This is a genomic window from Xanthomonas sp. AM6 (genome assembly GCF_025665335.1).
Taxonomy (GTDB): Bacteria; Pseudomonadota; Gammaproteobacteria; order Xanthomonadales; family Xanthomonadaceae; genus Xanthomonas_A.
The window spans coordinates 2,572,316-2,591,112 of the sequence record NZ_CP106869.1 but is presented as its reverse complement, the minus strand read 5'-3'; the positions used below and the strand labels follow the sequence as shown (position 1 = coordinate 2,591,112).

General features: G+C 68.8%; 10 protein-coding genes. All 10 read right to left on the bottom strand.

Annotated features, from left to right (window positions below; all coding sequences use genetic code 11):
• Positions 1 to 624 precede the first annotated feature (624 nt).
• On the bottom strand, positions 625 to 1,125 hold the full coding sequence (locus OCJ37_RS10885; RefSeq protein WP_263109426.1) for a hypothetical protein: 501 nt from the start codon (positions 1,123 to 1,125) through the stop codon (positions 625 to 627).
• 266 nt (positions 1,126 to 1,391) lie between these two features.
• Positions 1,392 to 3,626 (bottom strand): methyl-accepting chemotaxis protein, encoded by a 2,235-nt coding sequence (locus OCJ37_RS10880; protein ID WP_263109425.1) that lies wholly within the window; start codon positions 3,624 to 3,626, stop codon positions 1,392 to 1,394.
• Between the two features lie 793 nt (positions 3,627 to 4,419).
• On the bottom strand, positions 4,420 to 6,663 hold the full coding sequence (locus OCJ37_RS10875; protein ID WP_263109424.1) for a methyl-accepting chemotaxis protein: 2,244 nt from the start codon (positions 6,661 to 6,663) through the stop codon (positions 4,420 to 4,422).
• Positions 6,664 to 6,898: 235 nt separating this feature from the next.
• The gene (locus OCJ37_RS10870) at positions 6,899 to 9,256 is read right to left on the bottom strand and encodes a methyl-accepting chemotaxis protein (protein ID WP_263109423.1); all 2,358 of its coding nucleotides are present in this window, start codon (positions 9,254 to 9,256) and stop codon (positions 6,899 to 6,901) included.
• Between the two features lie 13 nt (positions 9,257 to 9,269).
• Positions 9,270 to 10,034: a transporter gene (locus tag OCJ37_RS10865; RefSeq protein ID WP_263109422.1), complete on the bottom strand. Its 765-nt coding sequence runs from the start codon at positions 10,032 to 10,034 to the stop codon at positions 9,270 to 9,272.
• A 305-nt stretch (positions 10,035 to 10,339) separates the two neighbouring features.
• On the bottom strand, positions 10,340 to 12,997 hold the full coding sequence (locus OCJ37_RS10860; protein ID WP_263109421.1) for a methyl-accepting chemotaxis protein: 2,658 nt from the start codon (positions 12,995 to 12,997) through the stop codon (positions 10,340 to 10,342).
• 193 nt (positions 12,998 to 13,190) lie between these two features.
• Positions 13,191 to 15,398 carry a methyl-accepting chemotaxis protein gene (locus OCJ37_RS10855; RefSeq protein WP_263109420.1) on the bottom strand — a complete coding sequence of 736 codons (2,208 nt, stop codon included), beginning with the start codon at positions 15,396 to 15,398 and terminating at the stop codon, positions 13,191 to 13,193.
• 464 nt (positions 15,399 to 15,862) lie between these two features.
• Positions 15,863 to 17,863: a chemotaxis protein CheA gene (locus OCJ37_RS10850; RefSeq protein ID WP_263109419.1), complete on the bottom strand. Its 2,001-nt coding sequence runs from the start codon at positions 17,861 to 17,863 to the stop codon at positions 15,863 to 15,865.
• A gap of 34 nt (positions 17,864 to 17,897) precedes the next feature.
• Positions 17,898 to 18,263, bottom strand: a complete 366-nt coding sequence (locus OCJ37_RS10845) for a response regulator (protein ID WP_263109418.1) — start codon at positions 18,261 to 18,263, stop codon at positions 17,898 to 17,900.
• Positions 18,260 to 18,568, bottom strand: a complete 309-nt coding sequence (locus tag OCJ37_RS10840) for an STAS domain-containing protein (RefSeq protein ID WP_263109417.1) — start codon at positions 18,566 to 18,568, stop codon at positions 18,260 to 18,262. Before OCJ37_RS10840 ends, OCJ37_RS10845 begins: the two co-directional genes overlap by 4 nt.
• Positions 18,569 to 18,797 lie beyond the last annotated feature (229 nt).

Here is an 18,797-nt window from a genome sequence, read left to right as displayed (position 1 = left end):
CCGGCAGCGGTTGCTGGTGGGCCATGGCGCGCGCCAGCAGCGCCAGGTCGCGCGGGTCATGGCCCACGTCCAGCAGCTGCTTGCGCATCTGCACGGCCATCGCCACCAGGATGCCGGCTTCGACCACCACGTAGCCCGCGTGGATGGCCAGGATGCCGATCCCGGCGTCGGCCGCGAACGCCCGCAGCGGCAGGCCGCGATGCTGCAGCCAGAAGAACAGCAGGTGATGCACGGCGATGGCCGCCGAGGCGACCACGATCGGCCGCCAGTCGCGGTAGTACAGCAGCAGCGCGATCAGCACGATCACGCCGAAGTGGATCTCGGTCATGCCGCCGGCCTGCTGGATCAGCACCGCGGCCAGCACCATCAGGCCCAGCGCCACGGTGCAGCGGCTCAGCAGGGTGCCCGGATAGAGCTTCACCTGCAGGGCGACGACCGCCAGGGTCGGCAGCGTCACCGCCAGCCACGGCGCCCACACGCCCTGGCGCCAGGCGGCGGCGAGGCTGACGAGGCCGGCGAACGCGGCCACCGCCAGGAACAGCCGGTCGGCCTCCGCTGCCAGTTTCTGCAGATAGACGTAGCGCTCTTTGCCTACGAGGAAGCTTCCCTGGGTGTTGGACGCGCTCATGCGGATGATTCCTTGGGGCATGCACAGTGGGTGAGGAGGACCAGCGGCGATGCGTTGCCGGCCGCGAGCAGGCGCGGGACCAGCGATGCGGCGGGAATGGCGCTGCCGCAGCCTTCGATGCGCGACGGACCGGCGTAGACCAGGCGCGCGTCGGCATCCAGCACGATCAGCGCGTACGGCAGCGCCTTGGGCGCCGGCCGGTCGCGCAGGTCGACGGTGAGCAGGCCCGGCAGCGCGGAGGCGGGGCCGCGGGGCTCGCAGCCGCAGCCGGGCACGCGCAGCTGGAACGCTACGGCCTGGCCGCGCGCCGGCATGGCCGACACGAAGGCCTGCAATTGCCGGCCGATGGCGTCGGCGCTGGCCGTGGCCGGCGGCTTGCCGAGGAACACCAGGCTGGCGCCCGACCAGGCCGCCCACAAGGCGAGCAACAGCAGGCCGATCGGCAGCGGCGACGGTGGTCGCGGGCGATTCGCCTCGGCGCTGGTGGCATCGTGCATCGGCATCCTGGCGGGCACTGCGCCGGCAATCACCGGCTCTTCACGTTATCGACGGGTGAAGGCGAGGCTTTAGCGCCGATGACGCGATTGCCCGCGACCGTGGTGACCGGCCTTGGGGAAGTCCCGATCCGGATGCCGAGAGGACGAGAGGGGCTGGCGATATGCCATCGGTATCCGCGCCGCTACCGCCCCCGAGCGCCGCACAAACGGCATCGGCCGCGGAGACGCTCCGCGGCCGATGCCGGTCGACGCAGTGGCTGGTGCCGTCAGAACTCGTGCCACTGCGCCTCGGCCACCGCGGCATTGCCGTGGCTGGCCCGCGCCGGTTGCGGCTTGCGCTTGGTCGCCGCGGACGGCGCGCTCGCCGGTGACTTGGACGCCGGGGCAGGGTGGGACCGCTGCGGCGCCACGGCAGGCGTGGCGTCGATCTTGAACAGGGCGACGGTCTCGGTCAGCTGCCCGGCCTGTTCGGCCATCGCGCGCGCCGCGGCGGTGGCTTCCTCGACCAGGGCGGCGTTCTGCTGGGTGGCCTCGTCCATCTGGGTGACGGTCTGGTTGACCTGTTCGATGCCGGCGTATTGCTCCTGCGAGGCGGCGGAGATCTCGCCCATGATGTCGGTGACGCGTTGCACCGAGGACACGATCTCCTGCATGGTCTGACCGGCCTTGCCGACCAAGGCCGAGCCCTCGCTGACGCGGGTGACGGACTCGTCGATCAGGCCCTTGATCTCCTTGGCGGCATTCGCCGAGCGTTGGGCGAGGGTACGCACCTCGCTGGCAACCACGGCGAAGCCGCGGCCCTGTTCGCCGGCACGGGCTGCTTCCACCGCGGCGTTGAGCGCCAGGATATTGGTCTGGAAGGCGATGCCGTCGATCACCGAGATGATATCGGCGATCTTCTTGGAAGAGGTTTCGATGCCGCTCATCGTGGTCACCACCTGGCTGACCACGTCGCCGCCCTGCGAGGCGACCGAAGCGGCGCCGACCGCCAGCTGATTGGCCTGGCGCGCGTGCTCGGCGTTCTGCTTGACGGTGGAGGTCAGTTCCTCCATCGAGGCGGCGGTTTCTTCCAGGCTGGCGGCCTGCTGCTCGGTGCGGCGCGACAGGTCGTCGTTGCCGGTGGCGATCTCGCCGGACGCGGCATTGATGCTGGCCGCCGCGATCTGGATGCGGCCGACGATGGCGGCCAACTGCTCGGCGGTCGCATTGGCGTCGTCGCGCATGGTCGCGAACACGCCCTGGAACTCGCCGTGCATGCGCGCGGTCAGGTCGCCGGCGGCGATGGCCTGCAGCAGCTTGGACAGTGCGTCGAGGTTGCCGTCGGCGGTGGCCATCAACTGGTTGAGGCTCTCGACCATGGCGCGGAAGTCGTATTGGAAGCGCTGCGCATCGCCGCGCACGCTGAAGTCGCCGGCCGCGGCGGCGGAGGCGAGCTGGCTGATCTGGCCGTTCATCGCGCTCAGGTTCTGCTTGACCGTGTCCATGGTCTCGGTCAGCACCGCCTTCTCGCCGGGCAGGCGGTCCATGTCTTCGCTGAGGTCGCCGATCGCATAGCGGCCCATGATCTGTGCCAGGCGCAGCTTGACCGCGATATGGGAACCGGCCAGTTCGTTGCTGTCGTGCACCATGCGGCCGTATTCGCCGGGGAATGCCTTGGCGTCCATGCGGTAGCTGATCTGGCCGGCGTCGTGGCGTTGCGCCATTTCGGTCTGCGCGGCCATGACCGCCTGCAGCTGGGCCTGCATCTTGTCCATGCTGATCAGCAGGCGGCCGGTTTCGTCGCGCGACTGGGTATCGACGGCATTGTCGAGCTTGCCCGAGGCGATGGCATCGGCGACCGAGATGGCCTGGCCCAGGCGTTTGAGCAACTGGCGGCGGATCATCAGGCCCATGCCTACGGCGACCAGGATCGCGACCAGGCTGCCGATCAGCACCGACCACTTGCCGCGGGTGCGCACTGCTTCCAGTTCCGCGCTGCGCTTGGCCAGCAGCGTGTGCTCTTCATCGGCGAAATCGCCGAGCAGCGAGCGGATGCTGCCCATCGCGGCGCGGTCGCGGCCCTGGAGGAACATCGGCACGACCTGCTCGACGCTGGTGGCGGTCTCGCGCTGGGCGATGGCGTCGTTTTCGACCGCCAGCAACTGCCGGTACGCCTTGTCCAGTTCGGCCAGGCGCGCTTGCTGCCCGGCGTTGTCCGCCGTCAGCTGCTTGGCTTCGGCGTAGCTCTTCTCGAATCCCGCCTGGCCCTTGCTGAACGGCTGCAGGTGTTTCTTGTCGCCGGAGAGCAGGTAACCACGCGTGCCGGTTTCGATATTCAGCGCGTTCGCCTGCATCAGTTCGCCGGTGCCCAGCACCTTGAACGTGTGCTCGCTGAGCCGCATCGCGCCATTCAACCGGGACTGGCTGTTCAGGCTGATGGCGCCGACGATGAGCAGGACCAGCACCACGGCGCCGAAGCCGATCGCGAGCTGGGTAGAGATGGTCAGATTTTTGGATTTCATTGGGGCTTTTACCGGGCAGGGTGACGGCGAGCGAGCGGTGAAGGTAGTGCAGCCCGCCGCATGGGCGGCCGGGCGAGGGCGTCGGCATGGCTGGGAGCCGACCGACATGGCGCACACGCGGGGAAATCGCTGGCTCTGTTCACCTCGCCGCGAAAGGCGGTATCGATGCGTCGGCAGCGACCGCTAACAAGGAAGCGGGAAAACTTTAGTAGTATTTTTTAGACAAATTCTCATATTGAGACTTTTAGCGGCCACGGCTGGATGGACTTTAGGGACGAACAGAAAAATTCTGGGTCCCGAATCCGTGTGGATGCGCTGCACTCGCCCGTTGCTCGTGTGACGCGCGCGAATGATTCTCATGCCACTGGCCGCAGCCAATTGCGGCGCCTGACGACATCGCGGATGCGGGCATGGCAGTGGTCGCGCGATATGCGCGTGCCGGTTTCAGGCGATGCGCCACGGTGCCAAGGCGCCGATCAGCGCGCGGCACTACAGGATTGCGACTATCGGACCATGGCCGATGCGTGTTCGAGCGATGCGAAACGGGCCGTTTGCTCGCGATCGGCAGCCGGCAACACTCGCATCCGCGGCGATGTCGGAGTCCGAGAGCGTGGGTGTGCAAGGACGTCGCGGCGCGAGCGCGCTGGTTCAGGTGGCGGGGCTGCGGGCCGCTCGTTGCCTCGCAGAACCATGGTGTCGTCGGGAGATGCGCACCGACATTTTTTCGACAGGCCTTGCCTGCCTGCTTGGGAGCGGGCAGTCGCCACACCGTGCGGTGTGGCGACTGCAGGACTCAGAACTGCTGCCAGGTCGCGTCGTTGCCGCTTGTCGCCGACCGCCCGGGGACGTTGCGCACCGCGCGCGTTGCGGCCGCCACCTGCGCCTTGACCACCGCCGCGACGGTCGCGGCGGCGACGGGACGCTTGCCCTGCGGCGCGGCGGTGCCGTCGATCTTGAACACGGCGACCGCCTCGCGCAGTTGCACCGCTTGCTCCTCCATCGATCGCGCCGCGGCGGTCGCTTCCTCGACCAGGGCGGCGTTCTGCTGGGTGGTCTCGTCCATCTGGGTCACGCTCTGGTTGACCTGTTCGATGCCGGCGTACTGTTCCTGCGAGGCGGCGGAAATCTCGCCCATGATGTCGGTGACGCGTTGCACCGAGGACACGATCTCCTGCATGGTGCGGCCGGCCTGGTCGACCAGCACCGAGCCTTCGGCGACACGGGTGACCGACTCGTCGATCAGGCCCTTGATCTCCTTGGCCGCACCGGCCGAGCGTTGGGCGAGGGTACGTACCTCCGAGGCGACCACGGCGAAGCCGCGGCCCTGCTCGCCGGCGCGCGCCGCTTCCACTGCCGCGTTGAGCGCCAGGATGTTGGTCTGGAAGGCGATGCCGTCGATCACCGAGATGATGTCGGCGATCTTCTTCGACGAGGTCTCGATCCCGTTCATCGTGCTCACCACCTTGCCGACCACTTCGCCGCCTTGCGAGGCGACTGTTGCCGCGCCGACCGCCAGCTGGTTGGCCTGGCGCGCATGCTCGGCGTTCTGCTTGACCGTGGAGGTCAGTTCTTCCATCGAGGCGGCGGTTTCCTCCAGGCTGGCGGCCTGCTGCTCGGTGCGGCGCGACAGGTCGTCGTTGCCCGCGGCGATCTCGCTGGCCGCGCCGTTGATGCTCAAGGCCGCGGTCTGGATGCGGCCGACGATATCGGCCAGCTGCTCGGCGGTGGCGTTGGCGTCGTCGCGCATCCGGGCGAACACGCCCTGGAACTCGCCGCTCATGCGCACGGTCAGGTCGCCGGCGGCGATGGCCTGCAACAGCTTGGACAGGGCTTCCAGGTTGCCGTCGGCGGTGGCCATCAGCCGGTTGAGGCTGTCGACCATGGTCCGGAAGTCGTACTGGAAACGCTGCGCGTCGCCGCGCACGCTGAAATCGCCGGCCGCGGCGGCACCGGCCAGCTGGCCGATCTCGCGGTTCATCGCGCTCAGGTTCTGCTTGACCGTGTCCATGGTTTCGGTCAGCACCGCCTTCTCGCCGGGCAGGCGGTCCATGTCCTCGCTGAAGTCGCCGATCGCATAGCGGCCCATGATCTGCGCCAGGCGCATCTTCACCGCGATGTGCGAGGCGGCCAGCGCGTTGCTGTCGTGGACCATGCGCCCGTAGTCGCCGGGGAAGGCGGCTTCGTCCATGCGGTAGCTGATCTGGCCGGTGTCGTGGCGGCGAGCCATCTCCAGCTGCGCGGTGAGCACCGCCTGCAACTGGCTCTGCATCCGCTTCATGCTCGCGAGCAGGCGGCCGGTCTCGTCGCGGGCGTCGCTGCGGATCTCGTCGTCCAGCTTGCCGGCGGCGATGTTCTCGGCCACGCGGGTGGCCAGGCTCAGCGGCTGGGTCAGGCTGCGGGTGATCAGCCACGCGAGCAGGCTGCTGACGATCACCACCATGACGCCGCCGGCGATCAGCACGTTGCGGCCGCGCGTCATCGCCGTCACCGCCGAGGCGTAGGCTTCCTGGCTCACCCTGCGCTGCATTGCGACGTTGGCGCGAATGGCGTCCTGCCAGCTCTCCATCGCCGGGCCGGCTTCGCTGATCAGCAGCGCCTGCGCCTCGCTGTTCTGGTTGTTCTTGGAAAGCGCGATGACCCGGTCGTTCAGCAGGCGCACTTTTTCGCGGCGCTCGTTGATCGTGTCGCGAATCTTCTGGCCTTCGGCATCGGTCGCGGTCGCGTACAGCGCGTCGCGGTTCTCGTTGTAGCGCTTGCGCTCGGCGGTGAAGGTGTCCAGCGCCTTCTGGTTGTCCTCGGGCGAGGTGACGATGGTGGAGTTGCGTACCGCCACGGCGATGCCCGAGTTCGCGTCCAGCATCTCGGAGGACAGGCGGATCTTCTCCATGTTGGTCTTGACGATGCCGTCCAGCTGCTTGCGGGCGCTGGACATCGAGATCAGGCCCGCTGCGACCAGCAGGGCGGACAACAGGATCAGCAGGCCGAAGGCCGCAGCCAGGCGGCGTCCGACGTTGTAGCGTTGCAATAGCGAGTTCATGGCTGACCTCATTGATTACCGAAGATGGCGATGACGCTCCAGTTGCGCAACGCCTCTATGAAGAGGCATGCCTGGAACGGCACGACGCGGCGGTAGGCAAATGAAGTAAGGACTCGACTGCTTTACAACGTTCATGCCGTCGCCTGAATGCAATATCGGCGCGGCTGGGGAGTTATGGATGGGATGTTGGACTCAGGGCGATAGCCGATCCTGAACGATTGTCTTGGGTGAACGCTCAGGATGCCTGCCATTGCGCATCGATCGCGTCGGCGATGGCCTGGGCGTCCGCATGGGCGGGGCTGCGCCGCGCGGGTTCGGGGACGGCGACGTGGCGCGTCGCGATCGCCGCAGGCGCAGGGATGCCTGTGCTGCGCGTGGCGTGCTGCACGAGCCGGAACACCGCCACCGCATCGCTCAGCTGCGCCGACTGTTCTTCCATCGAGCGAGCGGCGGCGGTGGCTTCCTCGACCAGCGCGGCGTTCTGCTGGGTGGTCTCGTCCATCTGGGTCACGGTGCGGTTGACCTGCTCGATGCCCTGCGACTGCTCCTGCGATGCCGCGGAGATCTCGCCGATGATGTCGGTGACGCGCTGCACCGAGGACACGATTTCCTGCATGGTCTGGCCGGCGCGGTTGACCAGCGCCGAGCCTTCGGCGACCCGGCCGACCGAGTCGTCGATCAGGCCCTTGATCTCCTTGGCGGCATTGGCCGAACGCTGGGCCAGCGTGCGCACTTCGCTGGCGACGACCGCGAAGCCGCGGCCCTGTTCGCCGGCACGGGCCGCTTCCACCGCGGCGTTGAGCGCCAGGATATTGGTCTGGAAGGCGATACCGTCGATGACGCTGATGATGTCGGCGATCTTCTTGGACGAGGTCTCGATGCCGCTCATCGTGGTCACCACCTGGCTGACCACCTCGCCGCCCTGCGAAGCGACGGCCGCGGCGCCGACGGCGAGCTGGTTGGCCTGGCGCGCATGCTCGGCGTTCTGCTTGACCGTGGCGGTCAGCTCTTCCATCGACGCGGCGGTCTGCTCCAGGCTGGTGGCCTGTTGCTCGGTGCGGTGCGACAGGTCGCTGTTGCCTTGCGCGATTTCGCTGGCGGCGGTGTGGATGTTGCCGCTGGCCTGCTGGATGCGGCCGACGATGCCGGCCAGCCGTTCCGCGGTGGCGTTGGCGTCGTCGCGCATCGTCGCGAACACGCCGTGGAACTCGCCGTGCATGCGTGCGCCCAGGTCGCCGTCGGCCAGGGCGCTGAGCAGGCGCGACACTTCGGCGATGCTGACCGCATTGGCGTCGAGCAGGCCGTTGAGCTGCTGCGCCAGCAACAGGAAGAAGCCCTGCTTGCCGTCGCTGTCGATGCGCCTGGACAGGTCGCCGGCAGCGGCGCTGCGCACCACTTCGGCCACTTCCACCTCGACCTTGGCCTCGGCGGTACGGTCGCGCCATTCGCAGACGAAACCGACGTGGACGCCGGCCTCGTTGCGGATCGCGGAAATCTCCTGGGCGATGCACGCGCCGCGATAGCGCACCTCGCGCTGCGCTGCGCCCTGGCGGTCGAGCTGCTGGTAGATCGCCGCGTCCTGCGAGTTGCCCACTTCCAGCAGCGACACCGACTGGCCGAGCAGGCTGGCCGACCCGTCGAAGGCCGGCGCGCAGGCGCGGATGTCCTCGGCATAGGTGTGCAGCAGTTTCTGCAGCGCGCCGTTGGCGTAGACGATGTTCAGGTCGGGATCGGCGATGTACATGCCGGTGGAGGCGTTGTCCAGCGCGGTGCGGATGCGCAGGTTCTCGGCGGCGACGCTGCGCTCGCGTTCGATCCGTTCGCGCAGTTCGCGCTGCATCCGCGCCAGCGCCGCCATCAGGCTGTGTGCGTGCTTGGCGGCAACCGGAATCGGTTGGTCCAGGCGCCCTTCGGCGATGTGCTGGGCGGCGGCCATCGCCACGCGCGGCTCGCCGCCGAGCAGGCGCGACACCGAGCGCAGGATCCAGCCGGCGGCCAGGCCCAGGCACAGCACCGCCAGCACCACGGCGCCGGCCTGTTGCCAGGTGGCGCTGCGGTTGTGCTGCTCGGCGGCGCTGCGGCTGGCCTGGTTCAGCGCCAGGATGCGCTCGCTGATCGCGCCCATGCGGGTCTCGAGCTGTTCGAAGCTCTCGCTGAAGGCGGCATAGGCGGCGGCGCTGTCCGCATGCGCCTCGACCAGGGTGACCACCTGGTCGGCCGCGGCGATGTAGCCCTGCAGGGCGGGGGCGACCGCGTCCAGCTCGGTGCGCAAGGCCGGGTCCAGCGGCAGCTTGCGGCTGTCGGCCAGGGCCTGGCGGAATTCTGCGGCATGCTCGGCCAGCGAGGCGCGCGCGGCCTTGATCCCGGCGTCGTCCTGCCGCGAACCGGCCAGCAGCGCGGTGGTCACGTCGCCGCGCAAGGCGTCGTGCATCATGTCCGCCTGCATATGGTTGCGCAGCGCATCGGACGAGGTGACCTGCGCGGCGACCGAGGCCAGCAATCCCTGCTGCGCGCTGTAGCCGACGCCGCCCAGCGCGAGCAGCGCGAGCACCGCCACCAGCACCAGGATCGCGAGCATGTGCATGATCTTCATCGGCGTCACCGGATCAGAAGCGGAAGGACAGGCCCACGCCGAGCGCGTGGTCCGGCGAACGGTCGTTGAGGCCGTAGCTGTAGACCGCGTCCAGCTGCACGTCGTTGCTCAGCAGCCAGGCCGAGCCGACGTCGAGCACGGCGACGGTGCCGCCGTCGTCGCTGTCGGCGATCTGCGGCAGCGCCACTTCCAGGAACGAACGGCTGCGCTCGGTCCATGCCTTGCCGACCACCACGCCGAGGATGCCGGCCATGTAGCGGTGGCCGTCGTCGTCTTCGTCCCAGATCACGCCGGGCATCACCCCCGCCGAGACGCTGTCGCTGAGCTCCCATTCGGCGACCAGCCGGAACGAAGGCCGCGCGCCGCGGCCGCGCACGTCGCGGCCGCCGCTGGGCAGGTCCACGTGCGCCAGCCAGGCCAGCGAGGCGCCGCCGTCGTCGGAACCGGCCAGGTGGTGCTTGACCCCGAGCGAGATGTCGGTGAACCCGTAGGCGTCGGCATCGCCGGGCGCATCGAGATGCTGCCAGCCATCGGTTTCCAGCCGCAGTTCCCAGGTCGGGCCGAGGCCGTAGCGGAACAGGGTGGGGGTGGTGTAGCCATCGACGTCGCCGTCGCGCTCCCAGGCGACGCTGGTCTCGACCTGCAGCCGGCGGTCGCCGACGGTGAGGCTGGATTCGACGAAGTCGGGGCGATCGGTGGCGATCGGCTCCTCCTCGGCGTGCGCGAGGCTGGCGATGCCCAACAAGGTCAGGCAGCTGGCAAGAACGATAGGCTTCATGGCGGTCCCCAGGAACGGTCAATCTCGAAACGCAGATGCGTGGCTGCACTGTCCGGCGAGTGGCCGCATGGGTCCGTGTCGACCGGCCATCGCGCTTCCCGGTGCAGCTAGCAGGATGTGCTCAGGCTAACGGCCCGGTTCCTGTTTTCTTTAAATGTGTCCGACCAATGGCCGGAGGGTGTCGCCAAAAAGACAAGGGCGCGGCAGTGCGCGTGGCGCGTTTGTCGCGCCGCACCATGGTGCTGGGCGGCGAGGTGCCGCCTCGGCGCGCCCGCGCTGTGGCGGGAGCGCCTGGGAGCCGTCGCTCAGAACTCGTGCCACTGCGCTTCGTTGGCGCTGGCGGGTTTGTTCGGCACCGCACGGATCGGCGACTGGCTGCGCTTGGCCGGCGCGCTTCTGGCGTTCGCGGCGGGCGTCCTGGCGATGGGCGTGGCGCCCGCGGGCCTGGCTGCCGTGGCCACGGCCGAGGCGACCGCATTGTCGAGCTTGAACAAGGCCACGGCCTCGGTCAGCTGCCCGGCCTGTTCCTCCATCGAGCGCGCGGCGGCGGTGGCTTCCTCGACCAGGGCGGCATTCTGCTGAGTGGCCTCGTCCATCTGGGTGACGGTCTGGTTGACCTGCTCGATGCCGGCGTACTGTTCCTGCGAGGCCGCGGAGATCTCGCCCATGATGTCGGTGACGCGTTGCACCGAGGACACGATCTCGCTCATGGTCTGACCGGCCTTGCCGACCAATGCCGAGCCCTCGCTGACGCGGGTGACGGATTCGTCGATCAGGCCCTTGATCTCCTTGGCGGCATTGGCCGAACGCTGGGCCAGGGTGCGCACTTCGCTGGCGACGACCGCGAAGCCGCGGCCCTGTTCGCCGGCGCGCGCCGCTTCCACCGCGGCGTTCAAGGCCAGGATGTTGGTCTGGAAGGCGATGCCGTCGATCACCGAGATGATGTCGGCGATCTTCTTGGAGGAGGTCTCGATGCCGCTCATCGTGGTCACCACCTGGCTGACCACCTCGCCGCCCTGCGAGGCGACAGTCGCTGCACCGACCGCCAGCTGATTGGCCTGGCGCGCGTGCTCGGCATTCTGCTTGACGGTGGAGGTCAGTTCCTCCATCGACGCGGCGGTTTCCTCCAGGCTGGCCGCCTGTTGCTCGGTGCGGCGCGACAGGTCGTCGTTGCCGGCGGCGATCTCGCTGGCCGCGCCATTGATGCTGGCTGCCGCGGTCTGGATGCGGCCGACGATGCCGGCCAACTGCTCGGCGGTCGCATTGGCGTCGTCGCGCATGGTCGCGAACACGCCCTGGAACTCGCCGTGCATGCGTGCGGTTAGGTCGCCGGCGGCGATGGCCTGCAACAGCCTGGACAGGGCTTCCAGGTTGCCGTCGGCGGTGGCCATCAGCTGGTTGAGGCTGTCGACCATGGCGCGGAAGTCGTACTGGAAGCGCTGCGCATCGCCGCGCACGCTGAAGTCGCCGGCCGCCGCGGCGGAGGCGAGCTGGCCGATCTCGCGGTTCATCGCGCTCAGGTTCTGCTTGACCGTGTCCATGGTCTCGGTCAGCACCGCCTTTTCGCCGGGCAGGCGGTCCATGTCCTCGCTGAAGTCGCCGATCGCATAGCGGCCCATGATCTGCGCCAGGCGCAGCTTGACCGCGATGTGCGAGGCCGCCAGCGCATTGCTGTCGCGGACCATGCGCCCGTAGTCGCCGGGGAAGGCGGCTTCGTCCATGCGGTAGCTGATCTGGCCGGCGTCGTGGCGCTGCGCCATTTCCTTCTGCGCATCGAGCACCGCGCGCAGCTGTTCCTGCATGCGCTGCAGCGAGCCGAACAGCCGGCCCAGCTCGTCGTTGCGCGGATACTGGATGCGGCTGTCCAGGCGCCCGGCAGCGACCGCGCCGGAGACCTCGACGGCATCGGCCAGCGGCTTGACCACCAGCCGCCGCAACAGGATGTAGAGGCCCCCGCTGAGCAGCAGCGCCGCGCACAGCCCGACCGCGATGATGGTCCACAGCAGCGAGCGCGCCTGCGCCATCAGCACGGCGCGCGGGACCACCACGCCCAGCGCGAACCGCTCCTGCGCCTGGCCGATCTGCAGCGGCACGTAGACCTCGACATCGGTGGCGCCGGTCCGCGCATCGGCGACCTCGCGGGTCACGCTCTGGCCCTTGGCGATGTCGGCCAGCAACGCGCGCGTGCCCGCGTCGTCCAGTTTCTTGCCGACCAGGGCCGCATCGCGATCGGCGACGATCGCGCCGCCGGGCGAGAGCAGGCGCACGTGGCCTTCGCCGAGCGGGCGCAGCTTGGCCAGGCGTTGCTGCAGCTTGTCCAGGCCGAAGTCGGCATTGACGATGCCGAGGAACTTGCCGTCCTCCATGATCGGCGTGGTCAGCGTGGTCATCAGCACCTTGGCGCCGCCGATCTCGTACACGTAGGGTTCGACCACGGTCGGACGGTGCTGCTGGCGCGCCTTCAGATACCAGTCGCCCACGCCGGGGACGTCGTAGTCGCGCAGCGGCTCGCGCACCTGCTTGTCGCCTTGCCAGGCCCAGTACACCATGTAGCGGCCGCTGGCGTCGTGGCCTTCGGCATTGGCGTAGGCCGCGTCCTTGCCGTCGAATGCCTGCGGTTCCCACAGCGTGCCCAGGCCGGTCCAGTCCGGATGCTGGCGCAACTCGCGCAGCACGATGTCGCTGAACGTCTCGCGCATCCTGTCGTGGTGGCGCTGCGCCAGCAGGCTGGTGGCGAAGGCCTGGCTGGAGACGAAGGCCGCGCCGATATCGCTGGAAATGCGTTGCGCCTCCAGATGCGCGGCTTCGGTCATGCCGGTCTTGGCCGAGGCCAGCAGCGCATCGCTGCTGCGCACGTAGATGATCGCGGCGGTCACGCCGAAGCACAGCACGGCGATCGACGCCACGCCGACCATCAGGCGGGTCGCGACACTGGTGGAGCGGGAGGCGGGAGTCGGGCTCATGGCGTTCATCGGCTGGCGAAAGTGGAGAGCGCGGATCGATCGGCCACCTGCGTTGCAGTGGCGGCGTCGGTCGCGGTGCGACGGCAGCGGCGTTGTCTGCGTCCTGCTTGTTATCGGCACTGCGTCGCACAAATTGAATCGGCCGCAGGGGTGCGGCCGATCGGAACATCGTGAACGGATCAGGTGTCCGGACTCAGAATTCCTCCCATTGGAGTGCTGCGCCGGCCGACACCGGCCGCGGTGCCGGCACCCGGCCGACCTGCGCAGGCGACCCCGGCAGCCCGCGCCGCGCAGGCGGGGTCGGCGCCGCAGCGGCGGTCGCCTCGATCTTGAACACCGCCACGGCCCCGAGCAGCTGGCCGGCCTGGTCCTCCATGGCGCGGGCGGCGGCGGTCGCTTCCTCGACCAGCGCGGCGTTCTGCTGGGTGGTCTCATCCATCTGAGTCACGCTCTGGTTGACCTGCTCGATGCCGGCGGACTGCTCCTGCGAAGCGGCGGAGATCTCGCCCATGATGTCGGTGACGCGGCGTACCGAGGCCACGATCTCCTGCATGGTCCGCCCGGCCTGGTCGACCAAGGCCGAGCCATCGCTGACACGGCTGACGGAATCGTCGATCAACCCCTTGATCTCCTTCGCTGCATTGGCCGAACGCTGGGCGAGGGTACGTACCTCCGAGGCGACCACGGCGAAGCCGCGGCCCTGTTCGCCGGCGCGCGCCGCTTCCACCGCGGCGTTCAGGGCCAGGATATTGGTCTGGAAGGCGATGCCGTCGATCACCGAGATGATGTCGGCGATCTTCTTCGAGGACGCCTCGATGCCGCTCATCGTCGCCACCACCTGGCTCACCACGTCGCCGCCCTGCGACGCGACCGACGCGGCACCGACCGCGAGCTGGTTGGCCTGGCGCGCGTGCTCGGCGTTCTGCTTGACCGTGGCAGTCAGTTCCTCCATCGAGGCGGCGGTCTCTTCCAGGCTGGCCGCCTGTTGCTCGGTGCGGCGCGACAGGTCGTCGTTGCCGGCGGCGATCTCGCTGGCCGCGCCGTTGATGCTGGCCGCGGCGGTCTGGATGCGGCCGACGATGGCGGCCAGTTGCTCGGCGGTGGCGTTGGCGTCGTCGCGCATGGTCGCGAACACGCCCTGGAACTCGCCGTGCATGCGCACGCTCAGGTCGCCGGCGGCGATGGCCTGCAGCAGCTTGGACAGCGCGTCGAGGTTGCCGTCGGCGGTGGCCATCAGCTGGTTGAGGCTCTCGACCATGGCACGGAAGTCGTACTGGAAGCGCTGCGCGTCGCCGCGCACGCTGAAGTCGCCGGCCGCCGCGGCGGAGGCGAGTTGGCTGATCTGGCCGTTCATCGCGGTGAGGTTCTGCTTGACCGTATCCATGGTCTGGGTCAGCAGCGCCTTCTCGCCGGGCAGGGTGTCCATGTCCTCGCTGAGGTCGCCGATCGCGTAGCGGCCCATGATCTGGACCAGGCGCATCTTCACCGCGATATGCGCCGCGACCAGTGCGTTGTTGTCGCGGACCATGCGCCCGTAGTCGCCGGGAAACGCGGCCTCGTCCATGCGGTAGCTGATCTGGCCGGCGTCGTGGCGTTGCGCCATTTCGGTCTGCGCCGCCAGGACCGCGCTCAGCTGGTCTTGCATGATGCGCATGCTGGCCAGCAGGCGCCCGGTCTCGTCGCGTGCCTGGGTATCGATGTCGTTGTCCAGCTTGCCCGAGGCGATGGCGTCGGCGATCCCGATCGCCAGGCCCAGGCGCTTGCGCAACTGGCGCCGGATCAGCAGGCCCATGCCGGCCGCGACCAGCACCGCGACCAGGCTGCCGAGCAGGACCGACCACTTGCCTTGCGCGCGCACCAGCGCCAACTGCTGGCTGCGCTTGGCCAGCAAACCGTTTTCCTCTTCGGCAAACGCGCCCAGCAGCGCGCGGATCGTGCCCATCGCCTTGCGGTCGCGGCCTTCGCCGAACACGGCCAGCACCTGTTGCTGGCTATCGGGCCGCCCACGCAGGGCAATGATGTGCTGCTCGGCCTGCAGCAGTTCCCGATACGCGGACTGCAACTGCGCCAGACGCGCCTGCTGCCGCGGATTGTCCGCGGTCAGGCGCCTGGCCTCGGCGAAGTTGGTTTCGAAGCCGGCCTGCCCGAGCGCGAACGGCTGCAGGTAGTCCTTGTTGCCGGACAGCAGATAGCCCCGGCTGCTGGTTTGCACGTTCAGGGCATTGGCCTGCATCCCCTGGCCGGTGGCCAGCACCTTGAAGGTGTGCTCGTTGATGGCGACCGCGTCGTTGAGCTGGAACTGGCTGCGCAGGCTGATCGCCCCGACGATGAGCAGTACCAGCACGACGGCGCCGAAGCCGAAGGCGAGCTGGGCGGACAAGGGCAGGTTCTTGGTCTTCATCGTTGGATCCCGGAGTTGAGGAACGGGTTAGCGAAGGAGACCGCAGCGCGGCGATGCCGCTGCGATCCATGTCCTCTGTAACGGCGCCGGAATCGTTATGTTCAATCGATTTATTGATTTCAATAGATAGGCTAGGCCAATGGTTGGGGAGAAACCGGTTGATACAGGCTTCGATGAGGTCGCGGCACCGTTCGGGCCTCCCGAACTCGCTGATCGTCCGACGGTCTGAGGCGATCCGGGAGAACCGTCCGCTGCGCTGCGCCGTTGCGTTGCGACAGGCCGATGCCCGCGACTGCCTTCGTTGCGCCATCGACCGGCGCATGGCGGACGACGCTGCTTCTCTCTTCCCGCGTGCCTGCATGCGCGGGGCGCGCTTGCGCTGCAGAACGCAAAAAGCCCCGGCATCGCTGCCGGGGCTTGTGGTTGCTGTCGCGCCGCACGAGGCGGCGCGGGGTGGAACGCGATCAGGCCGCTTGCGGCACCCGCAGCGAACGCACCAGTCCGCCGATGTCCACGATCAGCGCGACGCGGCCGTCGCCGAGGATGGTGGCGCCGGAGATGCCGCCGATGCGCCGGTAGTTGTTCTCGATGTTCTTGACCACCACCTGTTGCTGGCCGACCAGTTCGTCCACTTCCAGCGCGATCTTCTGGCCGTCGGCCTCGACCACCACCACCAGCGGATCGCTCTGCTCGGTGCGGCCGTAGCCGTAGGAATCGCTGAGCGAGAGGATCGGCAGGTATTCGCCGCGGACCCGCAGCACCCGGCCTTCGCCGGCCATGGTGCGGATGTCGTCGGGCTGCGGCTGCAGCGCTTCGAGCACGTAGGCCAGCGGCAGGATCAGGGTCTCGCCGGCGACCGACACGGTCATGCCGTCCAGGATCGCCAGGGTCAGCGGCAAGCGGATCAGCACGCGGGTGCCGCGGCCGGAATTGCTTTCCAGCTGCACTTCGCCGCCCAGGCCCTGGATGTTGCGGCGGACCACGTCCATGCCCACGCCGCGGCCGGACAGGTCGGTGACCGCGTCGGCGGTGGAGAAGCCGGGGGCGAAGATCAGGTCCCACACCTGCGCGTCGGTCGGGTTGTCCGGCACGCTCAGGCCGCGTTCGGCGGCCTTGGCCAGGATCCGCTCGCGGTTCAGGCCGGCGCCGTCGTCGCTGACCTCGATGACGATGTGCCCGCCCTGGTGCGAGGCGGCCAGGGTGATGGTGCCGGTCTCGTCCTTGCCGGCGGCGCGGCGCGCTTCCGGCATTTCCAAGCCATGGTCGATCGAGTTGCGCACCAGGTGCACCAGCGGATCGGCGATCTTCTCGATCAGGCCCTTGTCCAGTTCGGTGCCTTCGCCGATGGTGCGCAGCCGCACCTGCTTGCCGAGGCGGCTGGACAGGTCGCGGACCAGGCGCGGGAAGCGGCGGAACACCGCGTCCACCGGCAGCATGCGCACGCCGATCACCGCTTCCTGCAGGTCGCGGGTGTTGCGTTCGAGCAGGTCCAGGCCGGCGAACAGGCGTTCGGCATGGGCCGGGTCGAGGTCGCCGGAGACCTGCTTGAGCATGGCCTGGGTGATGACCAGTTCGCCGACCAGGTTGATCAGCGCATCGACCTTGTCGACGCTGACCCGGATCGAGCTTTCCGCTTCGTGCGCGGCGGCGGCATTGCCGGCCGGCGCGTTGGCGGCCACGGCGGCGGCTGGCGCGGCGGTGGCGCTGGCCGGGGCCTGCGCCAGCACCGGTGCCGGCGCATTGGCCAGGCTCGGCGGCGGCACCGCGCGGATGTCCAGTTCGCAGTCGTCGATCACCCAGGCGAAGGTGTCCTCGATCGCGCTGCGCGGCACCTTGGCGACCAGGCCCAGGTCCCACGCCAGATAGGCCTCGAGCGGGTCGAGGTCGTTGAAGCCGGGCAGGCGGCCGCTGCGGCAGGCGATCTGCAGCGGGCCGAGGTGTTCGAGTTCGCGGATGATGCGCAGCGGGTCGTTGCCGCTCATGAACAGCGACGGCGCCGGGGTGAAGCCGATCTGCCAGGCTTCCGGCTCGGCCGGCTGGTTGGCGGCCGGGGTCGCCGCGGGCGCGGCGCCGGCGGTGCCGTTCAAGGCCTGCTGCAGGCGGTCGTGCACGGCCTTGACCGCGACCGGATCGGCCAGGGTGCCGTGCTCGGCTTCGCGCAGCAGCGCGCGCAGCACGTCCACCGAGCCCAGGATCGCATCGATCGCGTGCGCTTCCACGTCGCGCTTGCCCGAGCGCAGTTCGTCGAGCAGCGTCTCCAGCACGTGGGTCAGCCCGGCCATCGCCTCGAAGCCGAAGGTGGCCGCGCCGCCCTTGATCGAGTGCGCGGCGCGGAACACCGAGTTGATCGTTTCGGGATCGCGGTTGCCTTCTTCCAGCGACAGCAGTCCGGCTTCCATCGCGTCCAGCCCTTCGCGGCTTTCCTCGAAGAAGGTGGCGTGGAAACGTTGCAGGTCCATGCTCATGGGCGGGGAATCCGGAAAAAGGGTGGAGAGGGAATCAGCCCAGGACTTTCTGGACGGTGGCGATCAGCTGTTCCGGGTTGAACGGCTTGACCAGCCAGCCGGTGGCGCCGGCGGCCTTGCCCTCGGACTTCTTGTCCGCCGCCGACTCGGTGGTCAGCATCAGCATCGGCGTGAACTTGTAGTCCGGCAGCTGGCGCAGCGCGCGGATCAGCGAGATGCCGTCCATGTTCGGCATGTTGACGTCGGTGACCACCGCGTTGAAGCGCTGGCCCTGGGCGCGGCCGAGGGCGACCTGGCCGTCTTCGGCTTCCTCCACCGCGAAACCGGCCGAGGTAAGGGCAAAGGCGACCATCTGGCGCATCGACGCCGAATCGTCCACCACCAAGATACGTGCGCTCATGCGGCGTTCTCCACAGATTTCAGGTTGTCAGGGGTTGCGGGAAGGCCCAGCGATTCGCTGACCCCCAGTAGGCGTGCCGCGTCGCGGAACGTGTCGTTGCAGGCTTCGAAGACGGTGCGTTTGCCGTCCTGGCGGCGTGCATCGACGAATGCGCACAGCACCTGCACGGACGCGGTGTGGATGCGGCGGACCTCGCCGGCGTCCAGTCGCAGTTCCTCGGCCGACGCCAGGAACGGGGTCAGCCGCTGTTTCAGGTCGGCGCTGGTCTCGATGCCGAGATCTTCGCCAAGGGTGACTGTGCTCATCATTGCTCCGCACGAATGGTTCTATCGCAGATAACGGCCAATGCGCGGGAAGCTTTAGCGGCGCATCGGGAAAGTGCGGCGGGGTTGGCAGTCGCCGCGCCGCGGTGCCGTGGCGCGCGCGGCGCGCGTGGCGCGATCGGTGGCCGCGACCGGCCCCGGCAGCCGCCCGGCGCGGCCACGGCGCCCCTGGCAGGCGCGCCGATCGGCATGCGTGTTCCTGCCCGCGGCG

Bases quoted from the DNA above. Each gene is read 5' to 3' on its own strand.
- OCJ37_RS10860 (WP_263109421.1), bottom strand. From the start codon at position 12,997: ATGAGCCCGACTCCCGCCTCCCGCTCCACCAGTGTCGCGACCCGCCTG.
- OCJ37_RS10845 (WP_263109418.1), bottom strand. From the start codon at position 18,263: ATGAGCGCACGTATCTTGGTGGTGGACGATTCGGCGTCGATGCGCCAG.
- OCJ37_RS10840 (WP_263109417.1), bottom strand. From the start codon at position 18,568: ATGAGCACAGTCACCCTTGGCGAAGATCTCGGCATCGAGACCAGCGCC.
- OCJ37_RS10885 (WP_263109426.1), bottom strand. From the start codon at position 1,125: ATGCACGATGCCACCAGCGCCGAGGCGAATCGCCCGCGACCACCGTCG.
- OCJ37_RS10880 (WP_263109425.1), bottom strand. From the start codon at position 3,626: ATGAAATCCAAAAATCTGACCATCTCTACCCAGCTCGCGATCGGCTTC.
- OCJ37_RS10850 (WP_263109419.1), bottom strand. From the start codon at position 17,863: ATGAGCATGGACCTGCAACGTTTCCACGCCACCTTCTTCGAGGAAAGC.
- OCJ37_RS10875 (WP_263109424.1), bottom strand. From the start codon at position 6,663: ATGAACTCGCTATTGCAACGCTACAACGTCGGACGCCGCCTGGCTGCG.
- OCJ37_RS10865 (WP_263109422.1), bottom strand. From the start codon at position 10,034: ATGAAGCCTATCGTTCTTGCCAGCTGCCTGACCTTGTTGGGCATCGCC.
- OCJ37_RS10870 (WP_263109423.1), bottom strand. From the start codon at position 9,256: ATGAAGATCATGCACATGCTCGCGATCCTGGTGCTGGTGGCGGTGCTC.
- OCJ37_RS10855 (WP_263109420.1), bottom strand. From the start codon at position 15,398: ATGAAGACCAAGAACCTGCCCTTGTCCGCCCAGCTCGCCTTCGGCTTC.